Raw genomic sequence first — 21668 nt, 5'->3', positions numbered from 1 at the left:
TGCGTAAGACGTACCTGTGGTTGGACGAAGACCACCCCTCGTTGGTTCCGCCGCCTTTCATCCGACACGTGGGGCGATTCAGCCCGCGACGCACGGTGACCATCGCTACGGTGAGTTGGTGCTGACAGTGTGGGGGCTGACCAAGGCCTACGAAGGCCGCACGGTCGTCGATCAGGTGGGCTTCGAGCTCCAGCCCGGCACCGTGACGGCCTTTCTCGGCCCCAACGGCGCGGGCAAGTCGACGACGCTGCGGATGATCACTGGGCTGACTCGGCCGGACCGCGGGCAGGCGACGATCGCGGGCCGTCCGTTCTCCGCGTGGCCCAACCCTTCGCACGTGGCCGGGGTGCTCCTGGATGCGGCCGCTGTCCATCCCGGACGCAGCGGCCGCGGGCACCTGCGCATGGCCGCGACGCTGGCCGGCGTGCCCGGCCGCCGCGCGGACGAGGTGCTGGAGATGCTGGGGCTGGCCGACGCCGCCACGCGCAAGATCGGCAAGTACAGCCTCGGCATGCGTCAGCGATTGGGCATCGCACACGCGTTGCTCACCAATCCGCCGCTGCTGGTGCTCGACGAGCCCATCAACGGGCTCGATCCGGAGGGAATCCGCGCCGTGCGCAACCTGTTGCGGGGGCATGCCGCCAGAGGTGGCACCGTGCTGCTGTCCAGCCACGTGCTGTCCGAAGTGGACCAGACCGCCGACAGGGTGCTGGTGATCGGCAACGGCCGGGTGGTGGCCGATGGGCCGCTCGCCAGCCTGACCACGTCGTCCCGGTCGCTGGTGCGTGCCAAGGACATGAACCGGCTGGCCGAGGCCCTGCAGCGGGGCGGCATCGCCATCCAGCCGGCGCCGGACGGCTTCATCGCCGCGCACGCGCCGGTCGAGCAGGTTTCCAGCGTCACCTTCTCCGCGGGCATTCCGCTGCTGGGGCTGCGTGAGGAGCAGATGAGCCTGGAAGACCTCTTCTTCCGCCTCACCGGTGGAGGCCGGGTATGACCATCGGACACCCGCCAGCACATCCCGCCGTCCAGGCGCCGCAGGCGAACGTTCCGTGGGCCGTCCGCGCGAGCCGGGCGTCGTCGTTCTGGCGGCTGGTCGCGGTCGAGGCGCGCAAGCTCGTCGGCTCGCGGTCGGACAAGATCGTGATGGCCTTCGCCCCGCTCTTCCTGATCGGCGTGATGCTGCTCTTCACGCTTCCGCAGTCGAACCTGGCCAGCGCGGGGAGGCAGCTCCAGCCGATGCTCGTCGTGGTCCAGCTGGGTCTTCTGCTGGTCTTCGCGACCGTGATCAAGCTCGTCGCCGGCGAGTGGCAGTACAAGAGCGTGCAGCCGACGCTGCTGGTGCAGCCCTCCCGGATGCGCTATCTGGTGGCGCAGGCCACGGTGCTCCTCGGCGTGTGGCTGGTGTGCACGCTGTTCACGTTCGTCCTGTACCCGGTTCTGATCGAGATGGCCGCGGACGGGATCAACCACGACTACCTGCTCGGTCACCGGCCGGGCTGGGTGCTCGGCGTGACCATGCTGTCGACCGCGCTGGTGCTGCTCACGGCGTTGATCGTCTCGCTGCTCATTCCCAACACGGGCGGCTCGCTGACGGTGTTCTTCATCGTGGTGCCGCTGCTGGCACTCGCCCGCATGCTGCTGCCCGAGGTCTTCGGGCTGATCTACCCGCTCGAAGCGGCCTGGCACCTGGCGGGCGGCGGTACGGGGTGGGTGCAGACCATCTCGTCGCTGGTCGTGTGGCTGACGCTGCTGGGCGTCTCGCTGGTCGTGCTCAGCCGGCGTGACGCGGGCTGAGCGGCTCCGCTCAGCCCGCCCGGCTGCCGCCGTTCTCGTCGATCAGCGGCAGCACCTTCTCCGCCGCCTCCGTCGCTTTGGGACAGAAGTCGCGCAGGGCCCGGTCGATCGGCTGGTCGACGTCCTGGGCCCGCAGCGCCACGGCCTCGTCGAAGTTCATCGCGGCCTCTACCTCGAACGGGCGCTCGGAACCGGTGTCGACCGTGACGGTGCAGTACTCGTTCACCTCGCCGGTGATCACGGTGGTCGCGTAGTAGCGGTCGAGCAGGATCGACCGGTGGAAGTAGCGGCCGGCGCCGCGATCCCCGTTCCAGACGTCGACGAAGTGCTGGGCCTTCGACTTCCGCGCGGCGCCGGGGCTGAACAGCCCGATGGAGAGACGGCCCCAGTCCTCCTGCACGTGGCAGCCGCCACCGGCACCGGTGTTCGGCTTCTTCCCGAGGCCGAGCAGCGACTGGAGGTCTGACGGCAGGGTCTCGCACGTGTTGTCGAAGACCTCCGGCCGCGAGCGGTTGAAGTCGAGGTTGTCGTAGGCGATCGCCTCCGCGTCCAGCTTCGGGCCCGGCGAGGCCATCGGCGGCTCCGGCGGTGTGGTGCAGGCCGCGAGGGTCACGACGGTGGCCAGGAGCGAGGTCAGGCGAAGTGCGTGCGTGCCCATGTCAGGTAGTTCAGCACATCCGCGCTGCACGGATACCGATGAACGACCGGAAACCGACCGAACAGGGCACAGGAAGTCGGGTGCGAACCCTCGAGCCCCAATAGCGTTGGGAACGTGTTGGAGCGACTCAACCAGGCCATGGCCCACATCGAGCAGAACCTCGACGACGAGGTCGACGTGAGGCACCTCGCGCGGATCGCCGGTACGAGTGAGTACCACCTCAGAAGGATGTTCAGCGCGCTCGCCGGGATTCCGCTGAGCGAGTACATCCGGCGCAGGAGGCTCACGAAGGCGGCCAACGAGGTCCTCAGTGGACACGACTCGTTGCTGGACATCGCCATCCGGTGGGGCTACGGGTCCAACGAGGCCTTCGCCAGGGCGTTCAAGGCCATGCACGGGGTCGGGCCGCAGGAGGCTCGGGGCGGCAAGAAACCGTTGCAGTCGCAGCAGATTCTCACGTTCAAGCTGATTGTCGAAGGGAGTACGAGCATGGAGTACCGGATCGTCGAGAAGGACGCGTTCCAGGTCGTTGGCCGGGGGACGCGGGTGCCGTTGGTGCACCTCGGGATGAACCCCGCGATCGTGGAGTTCATCAAGGGCATCGGGATGCCGACGCTGGAACGGCTGAAACAGCTCAGCGACGGCGAGCCCGAAGGCCTCGTGGCGCTCACCGGCAACCAGGAAGGCAACGAGGAGGGCGACCGCCTCGACTACTTCCACGGCGTGGTGACCAGCAAGGAGGCGCCGGAGGCCATGGAGACCATCACCGTGCCGAAGAACACGTGGGCCGTGTTCAAGGCGGAAGGGCCGTACCCCGAGACCATTCAGCACATGTGGCGGGACGTCTACACGCAGTGGTTCCCGTCCAACAGCTACCAGAGTGTTGAAGGGCCGTCGATGTTGCACACGCAGATCGACGGGGACACGGCCAAGGCCGAGTTGTGGATTCCCGTCACCAGCTGAGAGCCAGGCGCTCGGCAACGTCTCGCAGCTCGAGCACGGCGAGCCACGACTCGGGGATGACGGCCACGCCGTCACGGGCCCCCAGGATGTTGCCGCAGATGGAGCCCGTCGAGTCGCTGTCACCCGAGTGGTTGACGGCGACGCGTACGGCGGTGGGGAAGTCGGGGGCCACCAGGGCGGCGTGCAGGCCGATGGCCAGGGCCTCTTCGCCGACCCAGCCCCGCCCAGTTCGGATTCGATCTCTTCTGGCGTGAGCGGGCCGAGGCCCATCACCTTGTCCAGCAACGAGGTCTGTTCCTCGTGACCGTCCCAGCGGACCAGTTCGGCGCGTGCGACTGCCACCGCCGACGGCAGGTCCGTGCCGCCCAGCAGGGCCTGCACCATCACCGCCAGCACGCCTGCCGACAGGTAGCCGCTCGGGTGGTGGTGGGTCAGGCGCGCCGTCTCCGCCGCCAACGTGAACACCTCGCGCACGTCGCGGGACCACACGGCGACGGGGGCGGCGCGCATCACGCCGCCGCAGCCCTTCGAGTTGTTCTTCTCGTTGTGCTGCAAGGCGGTGATGCACGTGTGGCCCGGCGCCCTACGTGAATGCAGACGCTGGTCCGCCATCAACCAGCCGTCGGACGCCACGACCGGGCCGCCCTGGGTGTGGAGCCAGCGGCCGTACGCCGCGCGCACGGACAGCACGGGGTCGATGCCGTGCTGCCGCGCGAGCAGCAGACCCTCCAAGGTGAACAGCAGCATCTGGGTGTCGTCGGTGATCTCCAGGACAGGAAGGTCGACGACACCGGAAGGGCCGTACTGACGGCGGATCACGTCGATCGAGGAGAACTCGATCGGCGCGCCGAGGCCGTCGCCCACGGCCCCGCCGAGCACGCACCCGAGCAGGCTCACGACACCGTGATCTTGCCGTCGACCGCCTTCAACGCGATGTCCGAACGGTGGTGCGAGCCGGTGAGGTGGATGTCCGCGATCTTCTTGTAGGCGCGCTCGCGTGCCTTCGACAGCGACTTGCCGGTGCCCACGACGGACAGCACGCGGCCGCCGGCGGAGACCACGGCGCCGTCCTCACGACGACGCGTACCGGCGTGCAGCACGCCCTCGGACTCGGAGCCGGTGATCACGTCACCCGTGCGCGGCCGGCCGGGGTAGCCCTCCGCGGCGACGACCACGGTCACGGCGTAGCCGTTCTCCCACTCCAGCGGGGGCAGCTCGGCCAGCGCACCGGTCGACGCCGCGAGGAACAGGGAGGAGATCGGCGACTTCAGCAGGGCGAGGACCGACTGGGTCTCCGGGTCACCGAAGCGGCAGTTGAACTCGATCACCTGCACGCCGGACGACGTCAGCGCCAGACCCGCGTAGAGCAGACCGACGAACGGCGTCTCGCGCGCCCGCAGCTCGTCGACCACGGGCTGCACGCACCGCGAAACGATCTCCTCGACGAGACCTTCAGGCGCCCACGGCAGCGGAGCGTAAGCGCCCATGCCACCGGTGTTCGGGCCGTGGTCTCCGTCACCCACGCGCTTGAAGTCCTGCGCCGGGATCAACGGCACGACGGAAACACCGTCGGTGACGCAGAACAGCGACACCTCCGGACCGTCCAGGAAGGACTCCAGCAGCACCGGGTGCCCGCCGTCGAGCAACGTCATCGCGTGCGCCCGCGCGGCCGCCAGGTCCGACGTCACGACGACGCCCTTGCCCGCGGCCAGGCCGTCGTCCTTCACGACCCACGTGGGGCCGAACCGCCCGAGCGCGGCGTCCAGGCGGGCCGGGTTGTCGACGACCTCGCTGTGCGCGGTCGGCACACCCGCCGCGTTCATGACGTCCTTCGCGAACGCCTTGGAGCCCTCGATCCGAGCTGCGGCCTTGGACGGGCCGAAGCACGGGATGCCGAGGGCCCTGACCGCGTCAGCGGCCCCGACGACCAGCGGTTGTTCGGGGCCGACGACGACGAGGTCGGCCTTCCACTCCTTCGCGAGGGTGGCGACCGCCGAAGCATCTGCGACGTCCACGCCGTAGATCTCGGCGTGTCCCGCGATGCCTGCGTTGCCCGGCGCGCACGCCAAGGCAGTCAGTTGCGGATCGCGCGACAACGCGAGGACAAGGGCATGCTCACGGGCTCCAGACCCGATGACCAGGACGCGCACGATGCTCCAGCGTAGTTCAGCCGAGTGCCTGCTTCGCCCCAGGGTGCAGCGGGACGGGGTCGGAGGCGCCGGCCTTGGCCTTGTCGATGTCCTTCACGGCCGGGTGCACCTTCTCCAGGTCAGCCTTCTTGTCGAAGATCAGCTTGGTCACCGCGCACGCGTTGTTGGCCGCGAAGTCCTCGCGAACGAGGAGCAGGTTCGGTACGACGATCGTCGGAACTTCCGAGGTCCCGTACGTCGCAGCCGGGATCGTCCCGGTGTCGTAGACGGGGCTGATCTTCTTCATCTCCGGCAGCAGCGGAGTGATGTCGATGAACTTCACCCGGTCCTTCAACGACGTCGTGATGTCCGTGATCTGCGGCGTCGGCAGACCGCCCGACCAGATCAGGCCGTCGATGCTGCCGTCCTTCATCCCGTCCGCGGTCTTGGTCAGGTCGAGGCGCTGGGCGGCGACGTCGGAGTCGATGTTCAGCCCTGCCGACTTCAGGAGCCGTCCGGCGATCACCTCGGTGCCGGACTTCGGCGACCCGGTCGAGATCCGCTTGCCCTTCATGTCCGCGACGGAGTTGATGCCGGAGTCGGCGCGGACGAGCACCTGCGTGTAGTTCGGGTAGATCCGCGACAGCGCCGCGATCTTCTCCTTCTTGCCGTTGAACGCGCCGGTGCCGTTCACCGCGTCCGCCGCAGTGTCGGCGAGCGAGAACGCGATGTCGTACGTGCCGCCGACGAGCTGCTGGATGTTCTGCACGGAGGCGCCGGTCTCCGCGGAGGACGCCTTCAGCTTCGAGTTGTCGGAGATCAGCTTCGCGAGGCCACCGCCGACCACGAAGTACACGCCACCGGAGTTGCCGGTCGCGATGGTGATCCGGCCGTCGGACGCCTCGCACGACGCGTTGCCACCCGACGCGTCCGGCGTCGTGGGCGTGCGCTTGCCGCCACACCCGGAAACCACGAGCGCCAAAGCGATCGCACCGATCGCGTACTTACGCAGCATCACGAACCCTCCCACGAGTAACCAGGTGGACCGCCACGGCCACCACGAGGAACCCGGCCCCGATGGCGATCGTCAACGGCTGCAGATAGAGCAGGAACAACGCCGCCGGCACGCACAGCACGCGCTCCGGCCAGCGCGCGGGACCGAACAGCCAGCCGCCCGTGAGAACGGCCAGGGCAGCCACTCCCAGGGCGGACGCGCCGAACGTCCACACCGAGTCCAGCAACGGCCCGCGCAACAGCAGCCCGGCGCCGGAGTCGGTCAGCACGAACGCCAGCGGCACAAGGAACGCCGGGAGCGTGTACTTCCACGTCTGCCACATCGTCTTCATGACATCGCCGCCGGTCAGCGCGGCAGCAGCCACGGCGGCGAGCGCCGTTGGCGGCGTGACCTCGGACAACACCGCGTAGTAGAAGATGAACATCGCGGTCTCGGCCGGCTCGACGCCCAGCGTGATCAACGCCGGGCCGATGACGACCCACGAGATGATGAACGACGCCGTCACCGGCACGGCCAGGCCGAGCACCGACACCGCGACGGCCGCGAACACCGCCGTCAGCATCAGGATCACGGTCTCGGACGAGCTCAGCGCCGAAGCCAGGTCCACCAGCGACCCCGCAAGCGCTTGCCCCAGCCCGGTCTTCGTGATCGTCGACGTGATCACGCCCGCAGCCGCGCACACCGCGATCACCGGCAACGCCGAGCGCACCCCGGTCGAGAGCGCGTCGGTCACCAGCCGGAACCAGTCGCGCCGGTGGTTGATCAACGCGAACAGCGCCGCCACCCCCGTCGCGTACACGACCGCGCGGTAGACGGGGATGTCCAGCGCGAGGAAGACGACGATGATCCCGAGCGACAGGAAGTGGTACCAGCCGAGCTTCAGCACGTCCCAGAACCGCGGCGCGTCCACGTCGACCGGCTTCGCCCCGAACCGCCGGGCGTCGGCCTCCACGGCCAGCGCGATGCCCAGGTAGTAGAGCAGCGTCGGGATGATCGCCCAGATCAGCACCGACAGGTACGACACCTGCAGGTACTCGGCGATGATGAACGCGGCGGCTCCCAGCGTGGGCGGCGACAGGATCGCGCCGATGCCCGACGCCGCGAGCAGACCGCCCGCGTTCTCCTTGGGATACCCGGCCTTCTGCAGCATCGGCCACGTCACCGCGCCCAGCGACACGGTCGTCGCCGTGCCCGACCCGGAGACCGTGCCCAGCAGGAAGCCGGCGGTCGCCGCAGTGCGGCCGGGGGCCGTCCGCGACTTCCGGAAGGCCGCGAAGCTGATGTCGACGAAGAACTTCCCGGCGCCGGACGCGTTCAGGACAGCGCCGTAGATCGTGAACAGCACGATGTAGGTCGCCGCGACGTCCAGCGGTGTCCCGTAGAACCCGCTGGCGTCGTTGAAGAACCCGTTGATGATCTGCGCGAAGTCGACGCCGGAGTGCGAGATCGACCACGACGGCGGCAGGAACCCGCCGTAGTAGGCGTAGGCGATGAACGCCACGCACACCACGGGCAGCACCCACCCGGTCGTGCGTCGGCACGCCTCCAGGATCAACACGAGCAACACCGCGCCCGCTGCCACGTCGAGCGGCGTGAGCTGCCCCTGCCGGTTCAGGAACTCGTCAAAGCCCCCGAACAGCGGGTACGAGCCGGCGACGAACGCCAGCGCGGCCAGTACCCAGTCGACGACCTTGGGTGAGTGCCCGCGGCCGTACGACAGGAACACGAGCGGCAGCGTCACCGCCAGGAAGATGATCAGGTAGTACTGGCTTCCCTTGGCGAACGGGAAGAACACCTGCTTGAGCACCAGCAGTGCGATCAGCAGGCCGGCGATCCACAGCGCCCGCTCCCACCGTGGTGAGAGCGACCGCGACGGCATCTCCTCGTCGTGCTCCGCGACGATGCGGGCGAGGTCGGGGTTGGCCACGCTCGAACCGTACTGTGGGGCCGATCACAGCGTTAGACGATCAATCCAAAGGGATTGCAAAGTCCTCAGACGACCGCACTGTCCACATAGCACCAGCGCCAGTCCTCGCCCGGCTCGAACGAGCGCATGACCGGATGCTGGGACGACTTGTAGTGCGCGGTCGCGTGCTTGCCCGGGCTCGAGTCGCAGCACGCCACGTGCCCGCAGGAAAGGCACATCCGCAGGTGAGCCCAGTTGCGCTCACCCTCAGCAAGGCAGTCGACACAGCCCTCGGCCGACTCCGGCGCCACCGAAGCGGGCAGCGCTCCCACGTGCGAACAGGTCATGGGGTCCATCTTTACGCAGAATGAGCGACATGCACGGGCCTGAACTTCTGCTGCTGTTGCTCGGGGCCCTGGTCGTGACGTCCATCGCCCGCCGGCTGAACTGGTCGGCACCACTGGTGCTGGTCGCGGTCGGGCTCGTGGTCTCGTTCATCCCCGGCGTGCCGGAGTTCGAGCTGGACCCGCACCTGATCCTGGTGCTGGTCCTGCCGCCGCTGCTCTACAGCGCCGCGCTGGACAGCTCGTACCTGAACATCCGCGCGAACCTGCGGCCGATCGGCCTGCTCGCGGTCGGGCTGGTGCTGTTCACGACGTTCGTCGTCGGTGTCACGGCGAAGCTCGTCTTCCCCGAACTGCCGTTCGCCGCCGCGCTGGTCCTCGGCGCGGTGGTCGCCCCGCCTGACGCCGTCGCGGCCGTCGCGATCGGGCGCAAGCTCGGCCTGCAACGCCGGGCGATGACACTGCTGGTCGGCGAGAGCCTCATCAACGACGCCACGGCGCTGACCGCGTTCAAGGTCGCGGTGGCGGCCGCGGCGGGAGCGGCCATGCACCCCGCCGAGAGCGTCGGGATGTTCCTGCTCGTCACGGCGGGCGGCATCGCGATCGGCCTGCTGGTGGGCGTGCTGGTCAGGTTCCTGCGCAAACGGCTCTGCGAGGGTGTGCTGGAGAGCGCGCTCGGTCTGCTCGTGCCGTTCGGCGCCTACCTGCTCGCCGAGGAGGCCGCGCACGTCTCCGGTGTGCTCGCGGTCGTCGTCGCGGGCCTTTACGTCGGCCACCACTCGCCGCGCGGCACCTACACGACCCGGCTGCAGGACGCGGCGGTGTGGCGGTCGGTGGACGTGCTGCTGGAGTCGTTCGTCTTCGCGCTCATCGGCCTGCAGGTGTCGGCGATCATCAGCGACGTCGACCTCGACGTGACGCTGCTGCTCGGTGCCGGGGCGGTGCTGCTGGCGACGATCCTCGCGCGGTTCGTCTGGATGTACCCCGCCTCGTACGTGCCGTTGTACCTGTCCAAACGCTTGCGAGAACGCGAGCGCTGGCCGCATCTGGGCCAGGTCACGGTGATCGCGTGGGCGGGCATGCGCGGGGTGGTGACGCTCGCCGCGGCGGCCGCGATCCCGCAGGACGTCCCAGGCAGGGAGATCATCGTCTTCTGCGCCTTCGTCGTCACGGTCTCCACCCTGCTGCTGCAGGGCACGACGCTGCCCTGGATGATCAACAAGATCGGCTTCGAGGGCGACGACGCGCGCAAGGACGCGCTGGCAGAGGCGCAGATCCAGCACCGCGCGGCGCAGGCGGCGGTCGACCGGCTCGACCAGGAGATCGAGGACGTCCCCGACCACGTGCGTGACCAGCTGCGGGCGCTCGCCGAGCACCGGGGCAACGCCGCCTGGGAACGGCTCGGCCGCCAGGAGGAGGAGAGTCCAGCCGCCGCGTATCGACGACTGCGCAGGGTGATGCTGAGCGCGGAACGTGACGAGTTCATCAAGGCGCGCGACGCCGGCGAGATCGACGACGAGGTTCTGTTCCGGGTGCTGCGCGAACTGGACTTGGAGGAAGCCGCACTTTCCCGTGAGTAACCGTTCACCTGCATTTCGTGTTGCGATGCTTGGGTGCGCTCTCAACACGAACTGGGAGGTCGAACGATGTACCGGAGAGGTCTAGCCGCCGCAGTCCTCGTTTTCGCGGGTGCGGTGGTGGCGTCCCTGCCCTCCGCGTCGGCACACGACGACAAGGGCCCGATCGTGATCGGGCACCGCGGCGCGTCGGCGTACCGGCCGGAGCACACGCTCGCGGCATACGAGCTCGCCGCCCGCACGGGCGCCGACTACATCGAGCCGGACCTGGTGCCCACCAAGGACGGCAAGCTGGTCGCCAGGCACGAGAACGAGATCGGCGGCACCACCGACGTCTCGGCCAAGCCGCAGTTCGCCGACCGCAAGAAGACCAAGGTCATCGACGGCACGCCGGTCACCGGCTGGTTCACCGAGGACTTCACGCTCGCCGAGCTGAAGACGTTGCGCGCCAAGGAACGCATCCCGGCGATCCGCCCGCGCAACACGCTCTACGACGGCCGCTTCGAGGTGCCGACGCTGCAGGAGGTCATCGACCTCACCAAGCGCCTGTCCCGCGAGCTGCACCGCGAGATCGGAATCTACCCGGAGACCAAGCACCCGACGTACTTCCAGTCGATCGGTCTCGCGCTGGAGCCGAAGCTCGTCGACGTGCTCAACCGCAACGGCCTGAACCGCCGCAGCGCCAAGGTCTACGTGCAGTCGTTCGAGGTCGCGAACCTCAAGGAGCTGAACAAGTCTCTACGGGTGCCGCTCGTGCAGCTGGTCAACGCTTCCGGCGCGCCGTACGACTTCATCGTGGCCGGTGACAAGCGCACCTACGCCGACCTGGTCACCCCGGCGGGTCTGCGCGAGATCCGCGGTTACGCGGACGGTGTCGGCCTGCACAAGGACCTGATCATCCCGCGCGACGCCGCCGGCTTCCTCAATGCGCCGACGAACGTCGTGCAGGACGCGCACAAGGTCGGCCTGGTCGTCCACTCGTGGACGTTCCGCAACGAGAACTCGTTCCTGCCCGCCGACTTCAGGTCCTCGACCGACCCGGCCGCGTACGGCCGGGCCTTCGAGGAGTACGACGTGTTCTTCAAGACCGGCATCGACGGCGTGTTCGCGGACAACCCCGACACGGCCGTTGAGGCCAAGGTCAAGCGCTAGCAAGCGTGAGCGTGCGGTCCCCGTCGAGCAACCCGCGTTGCTTCAGCAGGGGCCGCACGCCCTCGCCGAACCAGTAGGCCTCTTCCAGGTGGGGATAGCCGGAGAGGACGAACTCGCTGATCCCGATGGAGTGGTACTCCTCGATGAGGTCGGCGACCTCCGCGTGGGAGCCGACGAGAGCAGTGCCCGCGCCGCCTCGAACGAGCCCGACGCCCCGCCCACAGGTTCGGGTAGATCTCCAGGCCGCGCACGCCACGGCCGAGGTCGCCGCCGTGCAACGCCAGCATCCGTTGCTGGCCAACGGATTCCGATTCCCGCAGCTGCTCCTGCGCCTTCGCCACCGCGGCCGGATCCAGCGCGTCGAGCAGTCGTGACGCCGCCGCCCACGCTTCCGCCGACGAGTCGCGGCTGATCGTGTGCAGGCGGATGCCGGAACCGGATCGGCCGGTCCGTCAGCTCCCGCACCCGCGCGATCTTCACCGCCACGTCCTGCGGCGGTTCGCCCCAGGTCAGGTACACGTCGGCGTTCCGAGCCGCCACCGGCAGGGCAGCGTCGGACGAACCACCGAAGTAGATCGGCGGCACCGGATCGCGTGCGGCCAGCACAGTCGCGTCCTGCACCCGGTAGTGCTCGCCCTGGAACGAGTGCGGCTGGTGCCGCAAACCCTGGTGGGACTGCGGATCGCGCTCGGCACCGCGTGGCTGTCGCTGATCGTCGGCGAGCAGATCAACGCCGACGCCGGTCTCGGCTTCCTGATCAACGACGCCCGTGAGTTCCTCCGCACCGACGTCGTGGTCGTCGGCCTCGTGGTCTACGCGCTGCTCGGTCTGACCCGGCGGACGGCAGCACGACGTGCACGACCCGTTCGATCCGGCGGTAGCCCAGGACTTTCGCGGCCTCGACGAGGCCCGGATCGGTCTGCCGGATGCCGGCGTGCAGGTTGAGGTAGAGCGGGAACGCCACCCCGGCCGCGACCAGCGCGAGCTCGGGTTCCTCGCCGATGCCGAACCACAGGATGAACAGCGGGATCAGGCCGAGGTGCGGGAGCGTCCGCAGCATCTGGACCGGTGGATCCAGCAATGTCTCGCCCCACCGGGAAAGACCGGAAACCAGCCCGAGTGCAACACCGACCGTGCCGCCGATGAGAAATCCGAAGAAAACGCGGCCCAGCGAAACGAGAAATGCGTCGACCAATTGGCCGTCCGCGACGAGCTCGGCGGCGGACTGTGCAACCGTCAGCGGCGATGCCAGTTTCTCGGGCGAGAGCACACCGGTTGAACTGGCCAGTTGCCACAGCAGAACCAGTGTGACCGGGCTGATCCACCGCACCGGTAGCATCGGTTTTCGAACAAGAGAAAGGGCCACGGCGCTGAATTACAGGCGAGCCGCGGCCCTTCGTCAATGACGCCCAAATCGCGAAAAAGCGTCGTACTTCGAGGTAGTCGGTATCAGCCGAGAACGTCGTGGCGGACGATCGTCTGGTCGCGGCCGGGGCCGACGCCGATCGCCGACACGCGGGCGCCGATGATGCTCTCCAGGTACTCGACGTACGCCTTGGCGTTGGCCGGCAGCTGGCCGAACTCGCGGCAGTGGGAGATGTCCTCGAACCAGCCGGGCAGCTCCTCGTAGACCGGCACGGCGTGGTGCACGTCGGTCTGCGTCATCGGCATCTCGTCGACACGGCGACCGTCCACTTCGTACGCGACGCAGACCGGCACCTTCTCCAGGCCGGACAACACGTCGAGCTTGGTGAGGAAGTAGTCGGTGATGCCGTTGACGCGCGAGGCGTAGCGGGCGATCACGGCGTCGAACCAGCCGGTGCGGCGCGAACGCCCGGTGGTGACACCGAACTCACCGCCCTGCTTGCGCAGGTACTCGCCCATGTCGTCGTGCAGCTCGGTCGGGAACGGACCGGAGCCCACGCGGGTCGTGTAGGCCTTCAGGATGCCGATCACGGTGCTGATGCGGGTCGGCCCGACGCCGGAGCCCACCGTCGCGCCACCCGAGGTCGGGTTGGACGACGTGACGAACGGGTAGGTGCCGTGGTCGACGTCGAGCAGCGTGCCCTGCGAGCCCTCCAGCACCACGATCTCGTCGCGGTCCAGCGCCTGGTTGAGCAGCAGGCGGGTGTCCGCGATGCGGTGCACGAAGTGCTGACCGCGCTCCAGCACCTGGTCGACGACCTGGTCGGGGTCGAGCGCCTTGCGGTTGTAGACCTTGACCAGCACCTGGTTCTTGAAGTCGAGCGCGGCCTCGACCTTCTGCCGGAGGATCTTCTCGTCCAGCAGGTCCTGCACGCGCACGCCGACGCGAGCCAGTTTGTCCTGGTAGGCGGGGCCGATGCCGCGGCCGGTGGTGCCGATCTTCGCTTTGCCCAGGTAGCGCTCGGTCACCTTGTCGATGGCCACGTGGTACGGCATGATCAAGTGCGCGTCCGACGAGATCAGCAGGCCGCTGGTGTCGACGCCCTTCTCCTCCAGGCCCGCGAGCTCCTCGAGCAGGACGCCGGGGTCGACGACGACACCGTTGCCGATGACGTTCTTCACACCGGGCGTGAGGATGCCGGACGGGATGAGGTGCAGGGCGAACTTCTGACCATCCGGGAGGACCACGGTGTGACCCGCGTTGTTGCCACCCTGGTAGCGGACGATCCACTGGACACGCTCACCGAGGATGTCGGTGGCCTTGCCCTTGCCCTCATCGCCCCACTGGGCACCGATCAGCACGACGGCCGGCATGTGAAACTCCAAGCGCTTGGACTGGTTCGAGCGAATGCCGGTAAGCGAGCGTAGACCAGGAGATGACCGTGCGCGGAATCGTGTTGGCCTGCGGAAACACGCAGTTGCCAATGATCACTCAACGTGACGGGGTGCAGGCCGTTCCCGCCCGTCCCGGCAAGGACCACGTAGATCAACACCTGGACGCGGAACGGCTCATCGTCGTGGGCACGGACGCCGACCTCGCCGCCGTGGCGTTGCGGTTGCTGCGCAAGGAGAAGCTCGGCTCGGTAGCGCTCGGTTACGTCCCCGCGGGCGATTCGCACGTCGCCGCGCTGTGGGGCCTCTCGACGGACCCCGCCCGCGCACTCGACATCGCCCTGAACGGTGACGTAGATCCCGTCCCGTTCGTGCGCGACGACGTAGGCGGCGTGCTGATGGGCCTCGGCGTCTTGTCACCGGTTCGTGGCGTTGGTTACAGCGACGCCGACAACGTGCTGCGCGGCCAGGCCTCACGCATCGAGTGCACACCGGACACCGAGGGCGGCTTGGGCCTGGTGGTGCGAATTGTCAACAAACGCCTCCTCGGCTCTCGCGTCCGGGAAAGCCGCCCACGCGCGTTCCAGCTCGGCTGCCTGCCCACAACCGCCGTTTTGGACGGTCACAAGCATCCGCGCCCGGTCGACAAGTGGACCTGGTACCGCCACACCGAGGACCTGCGCCTGGTCCGTGGCGTCTAGCCGTGCGTCTGTAGTTCACTTGAGTGTCACCCAAAGGCATTGCCTAATTCCGCAATGTGACTAAGGGTGGTTCCCGATCACTTCCAACAAGGAAGGTCGGGACAATGTCAAAAGTTAACCGAATCATTGGTGTCCCAGTTGCCGCACTGGCACTCACCTTTGGTTCTGTTTCCCCTGCACTTGCGACCCCGGACAACATCCCCACCCTCACGGAGGCCCGCACGCACCTGGCGGCTCTGACCGTCCGCGCGGAAGGCTCGATGACGGGCTATTCACGCGACAAGTTCCCTCACTGGATCGCCAAGGAGGGAACCTGCAACACCCGTGAGTACGTCCTCAAGCGCGACGGCACGAACGTCGTGACCGACACCAGCTGCGCCGCCACCTCGGGCCGCTGGTTCTCGCCCTACGACGGCGCGACCTGGACGGCGGCCTCCGACGTGGACATCGACCACATCGTGGCCCTGGCAGAGGCCTGGCGCTCCGGCGCCTCGTCCTGGACCCAGTCCAGGCGTCAGTCCTTCGCCAACGACACGACCCGCCCGCAGCTGATCGCGGTGACGGACAACGTCAACCAGGCCAAAGGCGACCAGGACCCGTCGACCTGGCAGCCGCCTCTGCAGTCCTACAGGTGCACGTACGCCAAGATGTGGGTACGTACCAAGGACTACTACGACCTGACCGTGCAGCAAAGCGAGAAGGACGCGTTGACGACGATGCTGGGAACCTGCAACGGATGACCACACTCTCCTCGCTTTTCGCAGCGGCCCCTGGTGGCGTGATGACCGACGAGGTCGGCGTCATCACCGGCGACCTGGAACTGTGCACGGAACTCTCCGACGACGGAAAGCTGCGCGCACTGGTCCGCTACGAGGGCGCGGAGGAGTGGTACGCCATCACGGGCGCTTCGTGCGTCCTGGCTGATCCTCGCGATCACGAGCAGGTCCACTCGCTTCTGCACGGCCTCCTGCATCGGCCGGAGGGCTGAGCGGCGGCAACGCCTCCATGGCCTCACTCCGGCTGAGCCCGGTCGACTGCAACAGATCCACCGCGACACTCCGGATCTGCGCCAGCACGACCTTGGACGAGAACCCGTCCCCGCCGAGACGCCGCGCGGTCAGATGCCGCGCGGCGTTCCGCACGGCCTCCCGCGTCTGCTTGGGAGTCTTACCCTTCTCCAGTTCGGCCTTGAGGCAGTCAACGGCGTCCGCGTAGTCCTTCAGCACATCCGGCACCCCGTCCGGAATCTGCTCGGAGGCCTTGAGCGCGGCCATGGCCCGCCGCGCCAGCACCCGCGTGTTCCTGATCGCGTAGTCCACGGGCCCGGCCGCCGTCTGATACCTGGTGAGCTCATCCTTGGACCGCCATCGAATCGGCGCGATCCTCGCGATCTCACTCCCGGTCTGCAGCGCAGCCTTGTAGTCGTCGATTGTGCTCTGACTGGTCCGCAACTCCGCGAGCACCCCGGCCGCCTTGACCGCGTCCTTCTCCGCAAGGGCCTCGGCGAGGTTCCGCAGCGCACTGCTGAGGGTGTTGGTGAGCGCCTTGAGCTGCCGCTGCGCCACCGTGACGGGGTTCGCAGGAAGAAGCGCCGCCACAGCAAGCCCCACCAGCCCACCGGTCAACGCGTCGATCATCCGGTCGAACCCACCACCCGCGCTGGGCGGCAGCAACGTCGCCACGAGAACCGCGCTGCTCCCCGCCTGCAACGCGATGACCGACCCACCGTCCAGCAACACCGCCGCCGACATGGCAAGCCCGACCACGAGCGCGATCTGCCACGGCCCGCTGCCGATAAAGCTGATCAGCGCGTCACCCACTCCGACGCCAACCGACACGCCGACCACGAGCTCGCTGACGCGCCGCAGCCGTTGTCCCAGCGAAACCCCGAGACACACAACCGCGGCGATCGGCGCGAAGAACGGGTGCTGGTGCCCGACGACAAGCGTCGCCACGACCCAGGCAAGGCCGGCGGACAGAGCAGTTTGGACGATCACCAACGCGGCCCTGCGCCACCGCGTCAGCGCACGCCCGACAGCTTCCTTGACCGCACCCACACGCACTCCACCGCTAGTTCGACCTGCAGCCGCCAGTCTTCGTCCAACGACCACCAGGCACAACCTGCGGGTGAGCGGTTTCGATCTCGCGGGCGAGCAGCCTCACACCGGCGGGAGGTACGCGGCCACCTCGGCGATCGCGTCCAGCGTCTCGTGGTCGAAGCCGTTGCCCGTGGCGTTCTCCGCCTCCGCTGCGGTGACCCTCTTGCCGTCGCGGTCGCTGCCGTAGCGCAAACCGGTGAACTGGATGTCGGCCAGGCCCAGCACAGCCGACCCGAGTGGACGGATGTCGCCGCTGCCGTGGCGGTCCATCAACGTGTGGAACTTCCGGGCATCGCCATCACTCGGCAATTCCACCCAGACAACGGAAACCGCGGCCACGTTGCCCGCGCCGTCCGTCACCGCGAACAGGACGCGTTCCAAGGAGGTGCAGCGGGTGCGCGTGAAGAACTCGCGAACCTCGCCGAAGGACACGGCCAGGCACTCCGCCTGCTGCCGAGCGGTCCGGCGCAGCTGGCGCAGCCCCATGCGCTGCCAGGCCGCGTTCGCATCGCCCTTCCGCGCCGCCTTCTGGCCGTCCGACTTGCGGGCGCGCAACTGCGTGGACGACGTGCCACCGCCGGCCGGAGCCGCCCCGCCGGCACCGCCGCCGATCGAGGCAACGCCTCCCGACGACCCGACAACACCCAACGCCAACGCACCGGCCACGACGTAGCTGGTGCCCTTCCCCCGAATCGGCCTGACCCGTCCCTGCGGGTCCGTGTAGAAGCCCGGCATGTCCACCCCTCTGGTCCGTCACAGCGAGACTGCTCCGCTTGACGCAAACGTCGAAAGGGGCCGAACGTGTTGAGTTGGTGTCGGCAGGCCGGACAACCTGCCGACGCACCCGATTCAGATCAGGCCAGCCCGAGCGCAGCCGGCGCCTTGGGATCGGAGTCGGCCAAGAACTGAGAGCACCGCTCCCACTCCTCGTCCTCCCCGATCTCCCGAGCAGCCCGAGCCAACGCCCCGAGCGCCCGCAAGAATCCCTGATTGGGCCGGTGGTCCCACGGAACCGGCCCAAAGCCCTTCCACCCGGCCCGCCGCAACTGATCCAGCCCGCGGTGGTACCCGGTCCGCGCATACGCATAGGCGGCCACCGGGTCTCCAGCGTGCAACGCCCGTTCAGCCAGCAGCGCCCAAGCCTCCGAGAAGTCCGGGTAGGCCCGCACGATCTTGCCGGGATCCGTGCCACCGTCAGCAGCGGCCTGCGCCTCAGGACGGTCGGGAAGACGAGTCGGCTCTGGCCCGAGGAGGTTCTCAACCATGCGGCCCATCGTGCCGCACGAACCGACTTTACGAGATGAAGACCCTCATGACCGCGGCCACAACGGCCAGCAGCAGAGCGGTGACGAGCACTCCAGCGATGATCTTCTTGCTCATGGCCGCATGGTTGCGCGCTGGGCCGAACAGATCAATGCCGTTCACCCGAACGTGCATACGAAATGGAAACATCAGGGTAAAACCAGGGTGCGTTTCGCTTCCAGCACACCAACCGGCAGCTCATGATGTTCGGATGATTCAGGGGGTAAGGCAGTTCCGGGACCAGTACTGGGAGCGGGGCGAGCCCGGCAGAGAGACACCGGCGACGCTCACGAAGCAGCTCTACCAGCTGTGGCTCCTAGGTCTGCTCCTCAAGCTGATCGGGTCGTCGTGGGACGTCTCGTGGCACTTCAAGTGGTTGCGCGACGACCTGGCGCCGCCGCACCTGATCAACACCGTGGGCACGGTGATCGTGGTCGGGCTGACGTTGTTCCACACGTTCACCGGGTACGGGGCCGACAAGCTCACCGTCAGGCTGATGCAGGTCGGCTGCGGGATCTTCCTCGTCGCCCTGCCGATCGACGTAATCAACCACCGCATCAACGGACTCGACATCACGAGCTGGTCCGGGTCGCACGCGCTGCTCTACCTGGGCACGGCCGTCATGCTGGCCGGCGCGCTCCGCGGGTGGATGAAGTACTTCCCCGCGGGGAACGCGAGGACGTTCGGCCTGGTCGCGCTGTGGTTCTTCTTCCTGGAGAACGTCTGGTTCCCCAACCAGCACCAGGAGTACGGCGTGCGCGCGCTGCAGGCCTACGACAACGGTAGGCCCGAGGCCGAGCCGATTCTGCTGCAGTTCGCCGCCGACCAGCTCGGGGTTCCGATCGGGCGCGAGGCCGTCGTGAACTTCGCGCTGCCGATCGCGGACTGGGTCTACCCGGTGTGGGGGCTCGTGGCGGCGGCCATCGTGCTGGTGATCGCACGGCGCACGATCGGCAAGCCGTGGGCGGCCACGGCCGTCGCGGGTGGTTATGTCGCGTACCGGTGCCTGATCTGGCCGATGCTCGCGGGCATCGACTTCCCGAAGTCGGCCGTGCCGCTGTTCCTGGTCCTCGTCGGGCTCGCGATCGACGCGGCGCACGTCGTCAGGATGCCCACGCCGGCTGCGGCCGTGCTGGGGTCGGCGGCCGTCACGACGGTCGGGTACGTCGGCATCTGGTTCCAGCAGGAGTACCTGTGGGGGCCGCCGATCTCGTTCTCGTCGGCCGCGGTCACCGCCGTGCTGCTGGCCGTGCTGTGGACGGCAGGGGACATGGCGATCCGCCGGCCGGAGACGCAGATGATCGCCTCACGACTGAAACCCAGCTGAACGAGAAGGGCCCCGGCAAGCGCCGGGGCCCTTCTCACGTGCAGTGGTCAGCCCGCGATCATGCGGCCCGACGACTTGAGGTGCTCGCACGCCTGGGCGATGCGTGCGGCCATGGCCTGCTCAGCGGCCTTGAGGTAGCTGCGCGGGTCGTAGGTCTTCTTGTTGCCGACCTCGCCGTCGATCTTCAGCACACCGTCGTAGTTCTGGAACATGTGCGCCGCGATCGGGCGGGTGAAGGCGTACTGCGTGTCCGTGTCGATGTTCATCTTGATGACGCCGTACGACACGGCCTCGTGGATCTCCTCCAGCAGCGAGCCGGAGCCGCCGTGGAAGACGAGGTCGAACGGCTTCGAGCCGGCCGGGAGGCCCAGCTTCTCGGCCGCCACGTCCTGGCCCTGCTTGAGGATCTCCGGACGCAGCTTGACGTTGCCCGGCTTGTACACGCCGTGCACGTTGCCGAACGTCGCGGCGAGCAGGTAGCGGCCCTTCTCACCGGCGCCGAGCGCGTCGACGGTCTTCAGGTAGTCCTCTGGCGTCGTGTAGAGCTTGTCGTTGATCTCGTTGTCGACGCCGTCCTCCTCGCCGCCCACGACGCCGACCTCGATCTCGAGGACGATCTTCGCCTTGGCGGAGAGGTCGAGCAGCTCGCTCGCGATCTGGAGGTTCTCCTCCAGAGGCACGGCCGAGCCGTCCCACATGTGCGACTGGAAGAGCGGGTTGCCGCCCTTGTCCACCCGCTCCTGGCTGATCGCGATCAGCGGACGCACGTACCCGTCGAGCTTGTCCTTCGGGCAGTGGTCGGTGTGCAGCGCGATGTTCACCGGGTACTTCGCCGCGACGACGTGCGCGAACTCGGCGAGCGCCACAGCGCCGGTCACCATGTCCTTGACCTTGGTGCCCGAGGCGAACTCGGCACCACCGGTCGAGATCTGGATGATGCCGTCGCTTTCGGCCTCGGCGAATCCGCGCAGAGCCGCGTTGAGAGTCTCCGACGAGGTGACGTTGATCGCGGGATAGGCGAACTCGTTCGCCTTGGCCCGGTCCAGCATCTCCGCGTAGACCTCGGGGGTTGCGATGGGCATCGGTCGTCCTCCTCAGGTGCCCTGAACGCCGTGTCGACCGCATCCTACGAGCACGTGTCACGGGGCCAGCGCGGCGGCCAACTCGGCGTACCTGCCGTTCAGCGACTGGATGGCCACGTGGTCGGCTCCCGCGTCCAGGTGCGCCCGCAGCTTCGCAGCCACCTGATCGGGGCTACCCCACGCGACCAGCGCGTCAATCAGCCGGTCAGAGCCGGGAGCGGCGACCTCGTCGGCGGAGAATCCCCACCTCATCCAGTTGTTCGTGTAGTTCGTCAGCGTGAAGTAGTACCCCAGTTGCTCACGTGCGATCGCTCGCGCAGCTTCCGGGTCCTCCTCCACGACGACGGTGACCTCCGGCGCGAGGATCTTGCCGCCGAGCACCTCCCTGGCCTCGGCGGTGTGCTCCACCGGGACCAGGTACGGGTGGGCACCGGCGGTCCGGTCGGCCGCGAGCTTCAGCACCTTCGGGCCGAGTGCCGCCAGCAGCAGCCGGTCGGCCGGCACGTCCAGCCGGTCCAGGTACGACACCAGCTTGGGGTAGGGCTTCTCGTAGGCCTGGTCGATCTGCTTGTGGCCGACACCGACGCCGAGCACCAGCCGGTCGCTGCCGATCCGGTGGAAGGAGCGGGAGACGTCCTCCGGCTCCGTCTGCCACACGTTGATGATGCCGGTGGCGATCGTCATCGACTTCGTGACACCGAGCAGCCGCTCCGGCAGTGCCAGGTCCGACTCGGGCGAGCTGCCGAGCCAGAACGTGCCGAAGCCGAGCGACTCCAGCTCGGCCACCTCGTCGATCCGGTCCGCCCACTGGAACCGCGAACCCCAGACACCGAACTTCCCAAGAGTCGTCATGTGCGTT

21 protein-coding genes and 2 pseudogenes are annotated in these 21668 nt (G+C 68.1%); 9 read left to right on the top strand and 14 right to left on the bottom strand.

Annotated features, from left to right (window positions below; genetic code table 11):
• The first annotated feature begins 118 nt into the window (after positions 1-118).
• Entirely contained in the window at positions 119-997 is an 879-nt protein-coding gene (locus ABFX45_RS12165; RefSeq protein WP_346129711.1) for an ABC transporter ATP-binding protein, read from the top strand.
• Entirely contained in the window at positions 994-1797 is an 804-nt protein-coding gene (locus ABFX45_RS12160; protein ID WP_109629448.1) for a hypothetical protein, read from the top strand. The genes ABFX45_RS12165 and ABFX45_RS12160 overlap by 4 nt, the downstream gene beginning before the upstream one ends.
• 10 nt (positions 1798-1807) lie before the next feature.
• Here ABFX45_RS12160 and ABFX45_RS12155 read toward each other — a convergent pair whose 3' ends face one another.
• Positions 1808-2455, bottom strand: a complete 648-nt coding sequence (locus ABFX45_RS12155; RefSeq protein ID WP_346129709.1) for a DUF3558 domain-containing protein — start codon at positions 2453-2455, stop codon at positions 1808-1810.
• Positions 2456-2569: 114 nt separating this feature from the next.
• On the opposite strand from ABFX45_RS12155, the gene ABFX45_RS12150 reads away from it, so the two are divergent.
• Positions 2570-3418: an AraC family transcriptional regulator gene (locus ABFX45_RS12150; RefSeq protein WP_346129707.1), complete on the top strand. Its 849-nt coding sequence runs from the start codon at positions 2570-2572 to the stop codon at positions 3416-3418.
• Here the strand turns inward: ABFX45_RS12150 and ABFX45_RS12145 are convergent.
• The 5 genes and pseudogenes from ABFX45_RS12145 to ABFX45_RS12125 all read right to left on the bottom strand — a co-directional run bounded on the left by ABFX45_RS12145 (position 3408) and on the right by ABFX45_RS12125 (position 8815).
• Positions 3408-4282 (bottom strand): annotated as a pseudogene (locus ABFX45_RS12145) (ADP-ribosylglycohydrolase family protein). The gene ABFX45_RS12150 and the pseudogene ABFX45_RS12145 sit on opposite strands and share 11 nt — an antisense overlap.
• 29 nt (positions 4283-4311) lie before the next feature.
• Positions 4312-5568, bottom strand: a complete 1257-nt coding sequence (purD, locus tag ABFX45_RS12140) for a phosphoribosylamine--glycine ligase (RefSeq protein ID WP_346129705.1) — start codon at positions 5566-5568, stop codon at positions 4312-4314.
• A 16-nt stretch (positions 5569-5584) separates the two neighbouring features.
• On the bottom strand, positions 5585-6562 hold the full coding sequence (locus ABFX45_RS12135; RefSeq protein ID WP_112227019.1) for a TAXI family TRAP transporter solute-binding subunit: 978 nt from the start codon (positions 6560-6562) through the stop codon (positions 5585-5587).
• Positions 6552-8441: a TRAP transporter permease gene (locus ABFX45_RS12130; protein WP_346130126.1), complete on the bottom strand. Its 1890-nt coding sequence runs from the start codon at positions 8439-8441 to the stop codon at positions 6552-6554. Before ABFX45_RS12130 ends, ABFX45_RS12135 begins: the two co-directional genes overlap by 11 nt.
• A 113-nt stretch (positions 8442-8554) precedes the next feature.
• Complete coding sequence (locus tag ABFX45_RS12125) at positions 8555-8815, bottom strand: UBP-type zinc finger domain-containing protein (protein WP_109629464.1); 261 nt, start codon at positions 8813-8815, stop codon at positions 8555-8557.
• Between the two features lie 20 nt (positions 8816-8835).
• Here ABFX45_RS12125 and ABFX45_RS12120 point away from each other — a divergent pair, with 20 nt between their 5' ends.
• Positions 8836-10392 carry a Na+/H+ antiporter gene (locus ABFX45_RS12120; protein ID WP_346129703.1) on the top strand — a complete coding sequence of 519 codons (1557 nt, stop codon included), beginning with the start codon at positions 8836-8838 and terminating at the stop codon, positions 10390-10392.
• Positions 10393-10458: 66 nt separating this feature from the next.
• On the top strand, positions 10459-11541 hold the full coding sequence (locus ABFX45_RS12115; protein ID WP_346129702.1) for a glycerophosphodiester phosphodiesterase: 1083 nt from the start codon (positions 10459-10461) through the stop codon (positions 11539-11541).
• On the opposite strand, the pseudogene ABFX45_RS12110 reads toward ABFX45_RS12115, so the two are convergent.
• The 3 genes and pseudogenes from ABFX45_RS12110 to ABFX45_RS12095 form a co-directional block, all read right to left on the bottom strand.
• Positions 11531-12195: pseudogene (locus ABFX45_RS12110) on the bottom strand (LLM class flavin-dependent oxidoreductase); the annotation flags it as partial. The gene ABFX45_RS12115 and the pseudogene ABFX45_RS12110 sit on opposite strands and share 11 nt — an antisense overlap.
• A gap of 103 nt (positions 12196-12298) precedes the next feature.
• Positions 12299-12880 (bottom strand): ABC transporter permease, encoded by a 582-nt coding sequence (locus ABFX45_RS12100; RefSeq protein WP_346129700.1) that lies wholly within the window; start codon positions 12878-12880, stop codon positions 12299-12301.
• Between the two features lie 110 nt (positions 12881-12990).
• On the bottom strand, positions 12991-14280 hold the full coding sequence (locus ABFX45_RS12095; RefSeq protein ID WP_109629472.1) for an adenylosuccinate synthase: 1290 nt from the start codon (positions 14278-14280) through the stop codon (positions 12991-12993).
• Positions 14281-14390: 110 nt separating this feature from the next.
• Between ABFX45_RS12095 and ABFX45_RS12090 the strand changes: the two genes are divergently transcribed.
• Positions 14391-14999, top strand: coding sequence for a hypothetical protein (locus tag ABFX45_RS12090; RefSeq protein WP_346129698.1), 609 nt, complete (start codon positions 14391-14393; stop codon positions 14997-14999).
• Between the two features lie 104 nt (positions 15000-15103).
• Positions 15104-15739, top strand: coding sequence for an HNH endonuclease family protein (locus ABFX45_RS12085; protein WP_346129696.1), 636 nt, complete (start codon positions 15104-15106; stop codon positions 15737-15739).
• Positions 15740-15895: 156 nt separating this feature from the next.
• Here the strand turns inward: ABFX45_RS12085 and ABFX45_RS12080 are convergent, their stop codons facing one another.
• The 3 genes from ABFX45_RS12080 to ABFX45_RS12070 all read right to left on the bottom strand — a co-directional run bounded on the left by ABFX45_RS12080 (position 15896) and on the right by ABFX45_RS12070 (position 18363).
• Positions 15896-17056, bottom strand: a complete 1161-nt coding sequence (locus tag ABFX45_RS12080) for an FUSC family protein (protein WP_109632910.1) — start codon at positions 17054-17056, stop codon at positions 15896-15898.
• Positions 17057-17158: 102 nt separating this feature from the next.
• Positions 17159-17833 (bottom strand): hypothetical protein, encoded by a 675-nt coding sequence (locus ABFX45_RS12075; protein WP_346129693.1) that lies wholly within the window; start codon positions 17831-17833, stop codon positions 17159-17161.
• Between the two features lie 119 nt (positions 17834-17952).
• Positions 17953-18363, bottom strand: coding sequence for a DUF3151 domain-containing protein (locus tag ABFX45_RS12070; protein ID WP_170154690.1), 411 nt, complete (start codon positions 18361-18363; stop codon positions 17953-17955).
• On the opposite strand from ABFX45_RS12070, the gene ABFX45_RS12065 reads away from it, so the two are divergent.
• Both ABFX45_RS12065 and ABFX45_RS12060 read left to right on the top strand, forming a co-directional pair.
• A complete protein-coding gene (locus ABFX45_RS12065) occupies positions 18362-18604 on the top strand; it encodes a hypothetical protein (RefSeq protein ID WP_170154691.1) in 243 nt (80 codons plus the stop codon). The two genes, ABFX45_RS12070 and ABFX45_RS12065, sit on opposite strands and share 2 nt — an antisense overlap.
• Positions 18605-18611: 7 nt before the next feature.
• A complete protein-coding gene (locus ABFX45_RS12060) occupies positions 18612-19727 on the top strand; it encodes a hypothetical protein (protein ID WP_346129690.1) in 1116 nt (371 codons plus the stop codon).
• 47 nt (positions 19728-19774) lie between these two features.
• Here ABFX45_RS12060 and fbaA read toward each other — a convergent pair whose 3' ends face one another.
• Together fbaA and ABFX45_RS12050 are read right to left on the bottom strand one after the other, a co-directional pair.
• Positions 19775-20809: a class II fructose-bisphosphate aldolase gene (fbaA, locus tag ABFX45_RS12055; protein WP_109629491.1), complete on the bottom strand. Its 1035-nt coding sequence runs from the start codon at positions 20807-20809 to the stop codon at positions 19775-19777.
• A gap of 57 nt (positions 20810-20866) precedes the next feature.
• Positions 20867-21661, bottom strand: a complete 795-nt coding sequence (locus ABFX45_RS12050) for an LLM class F420-dependent oxidoreductase (RefSeq protein WP_109629494.1) — start codon at positions 21659-21661, stop codon at positions 20867-20869.
• Positions 21662-21668 lie beyond the last annotated feature (7 nt).

The organism is Lentzea roselyniae (assembly GCF_039537795.1).
GTDB lineage: Bacteria > Actinomycetota > Actinomycetes > Mycobacteriales > Pseudonocardiaceae > Lentzea > Lentzea atacamensis.
Note: the sequence above shows the minus strand (reverse complement) of the source record. Positions and strands in the feature narration are given on the sequence as shown.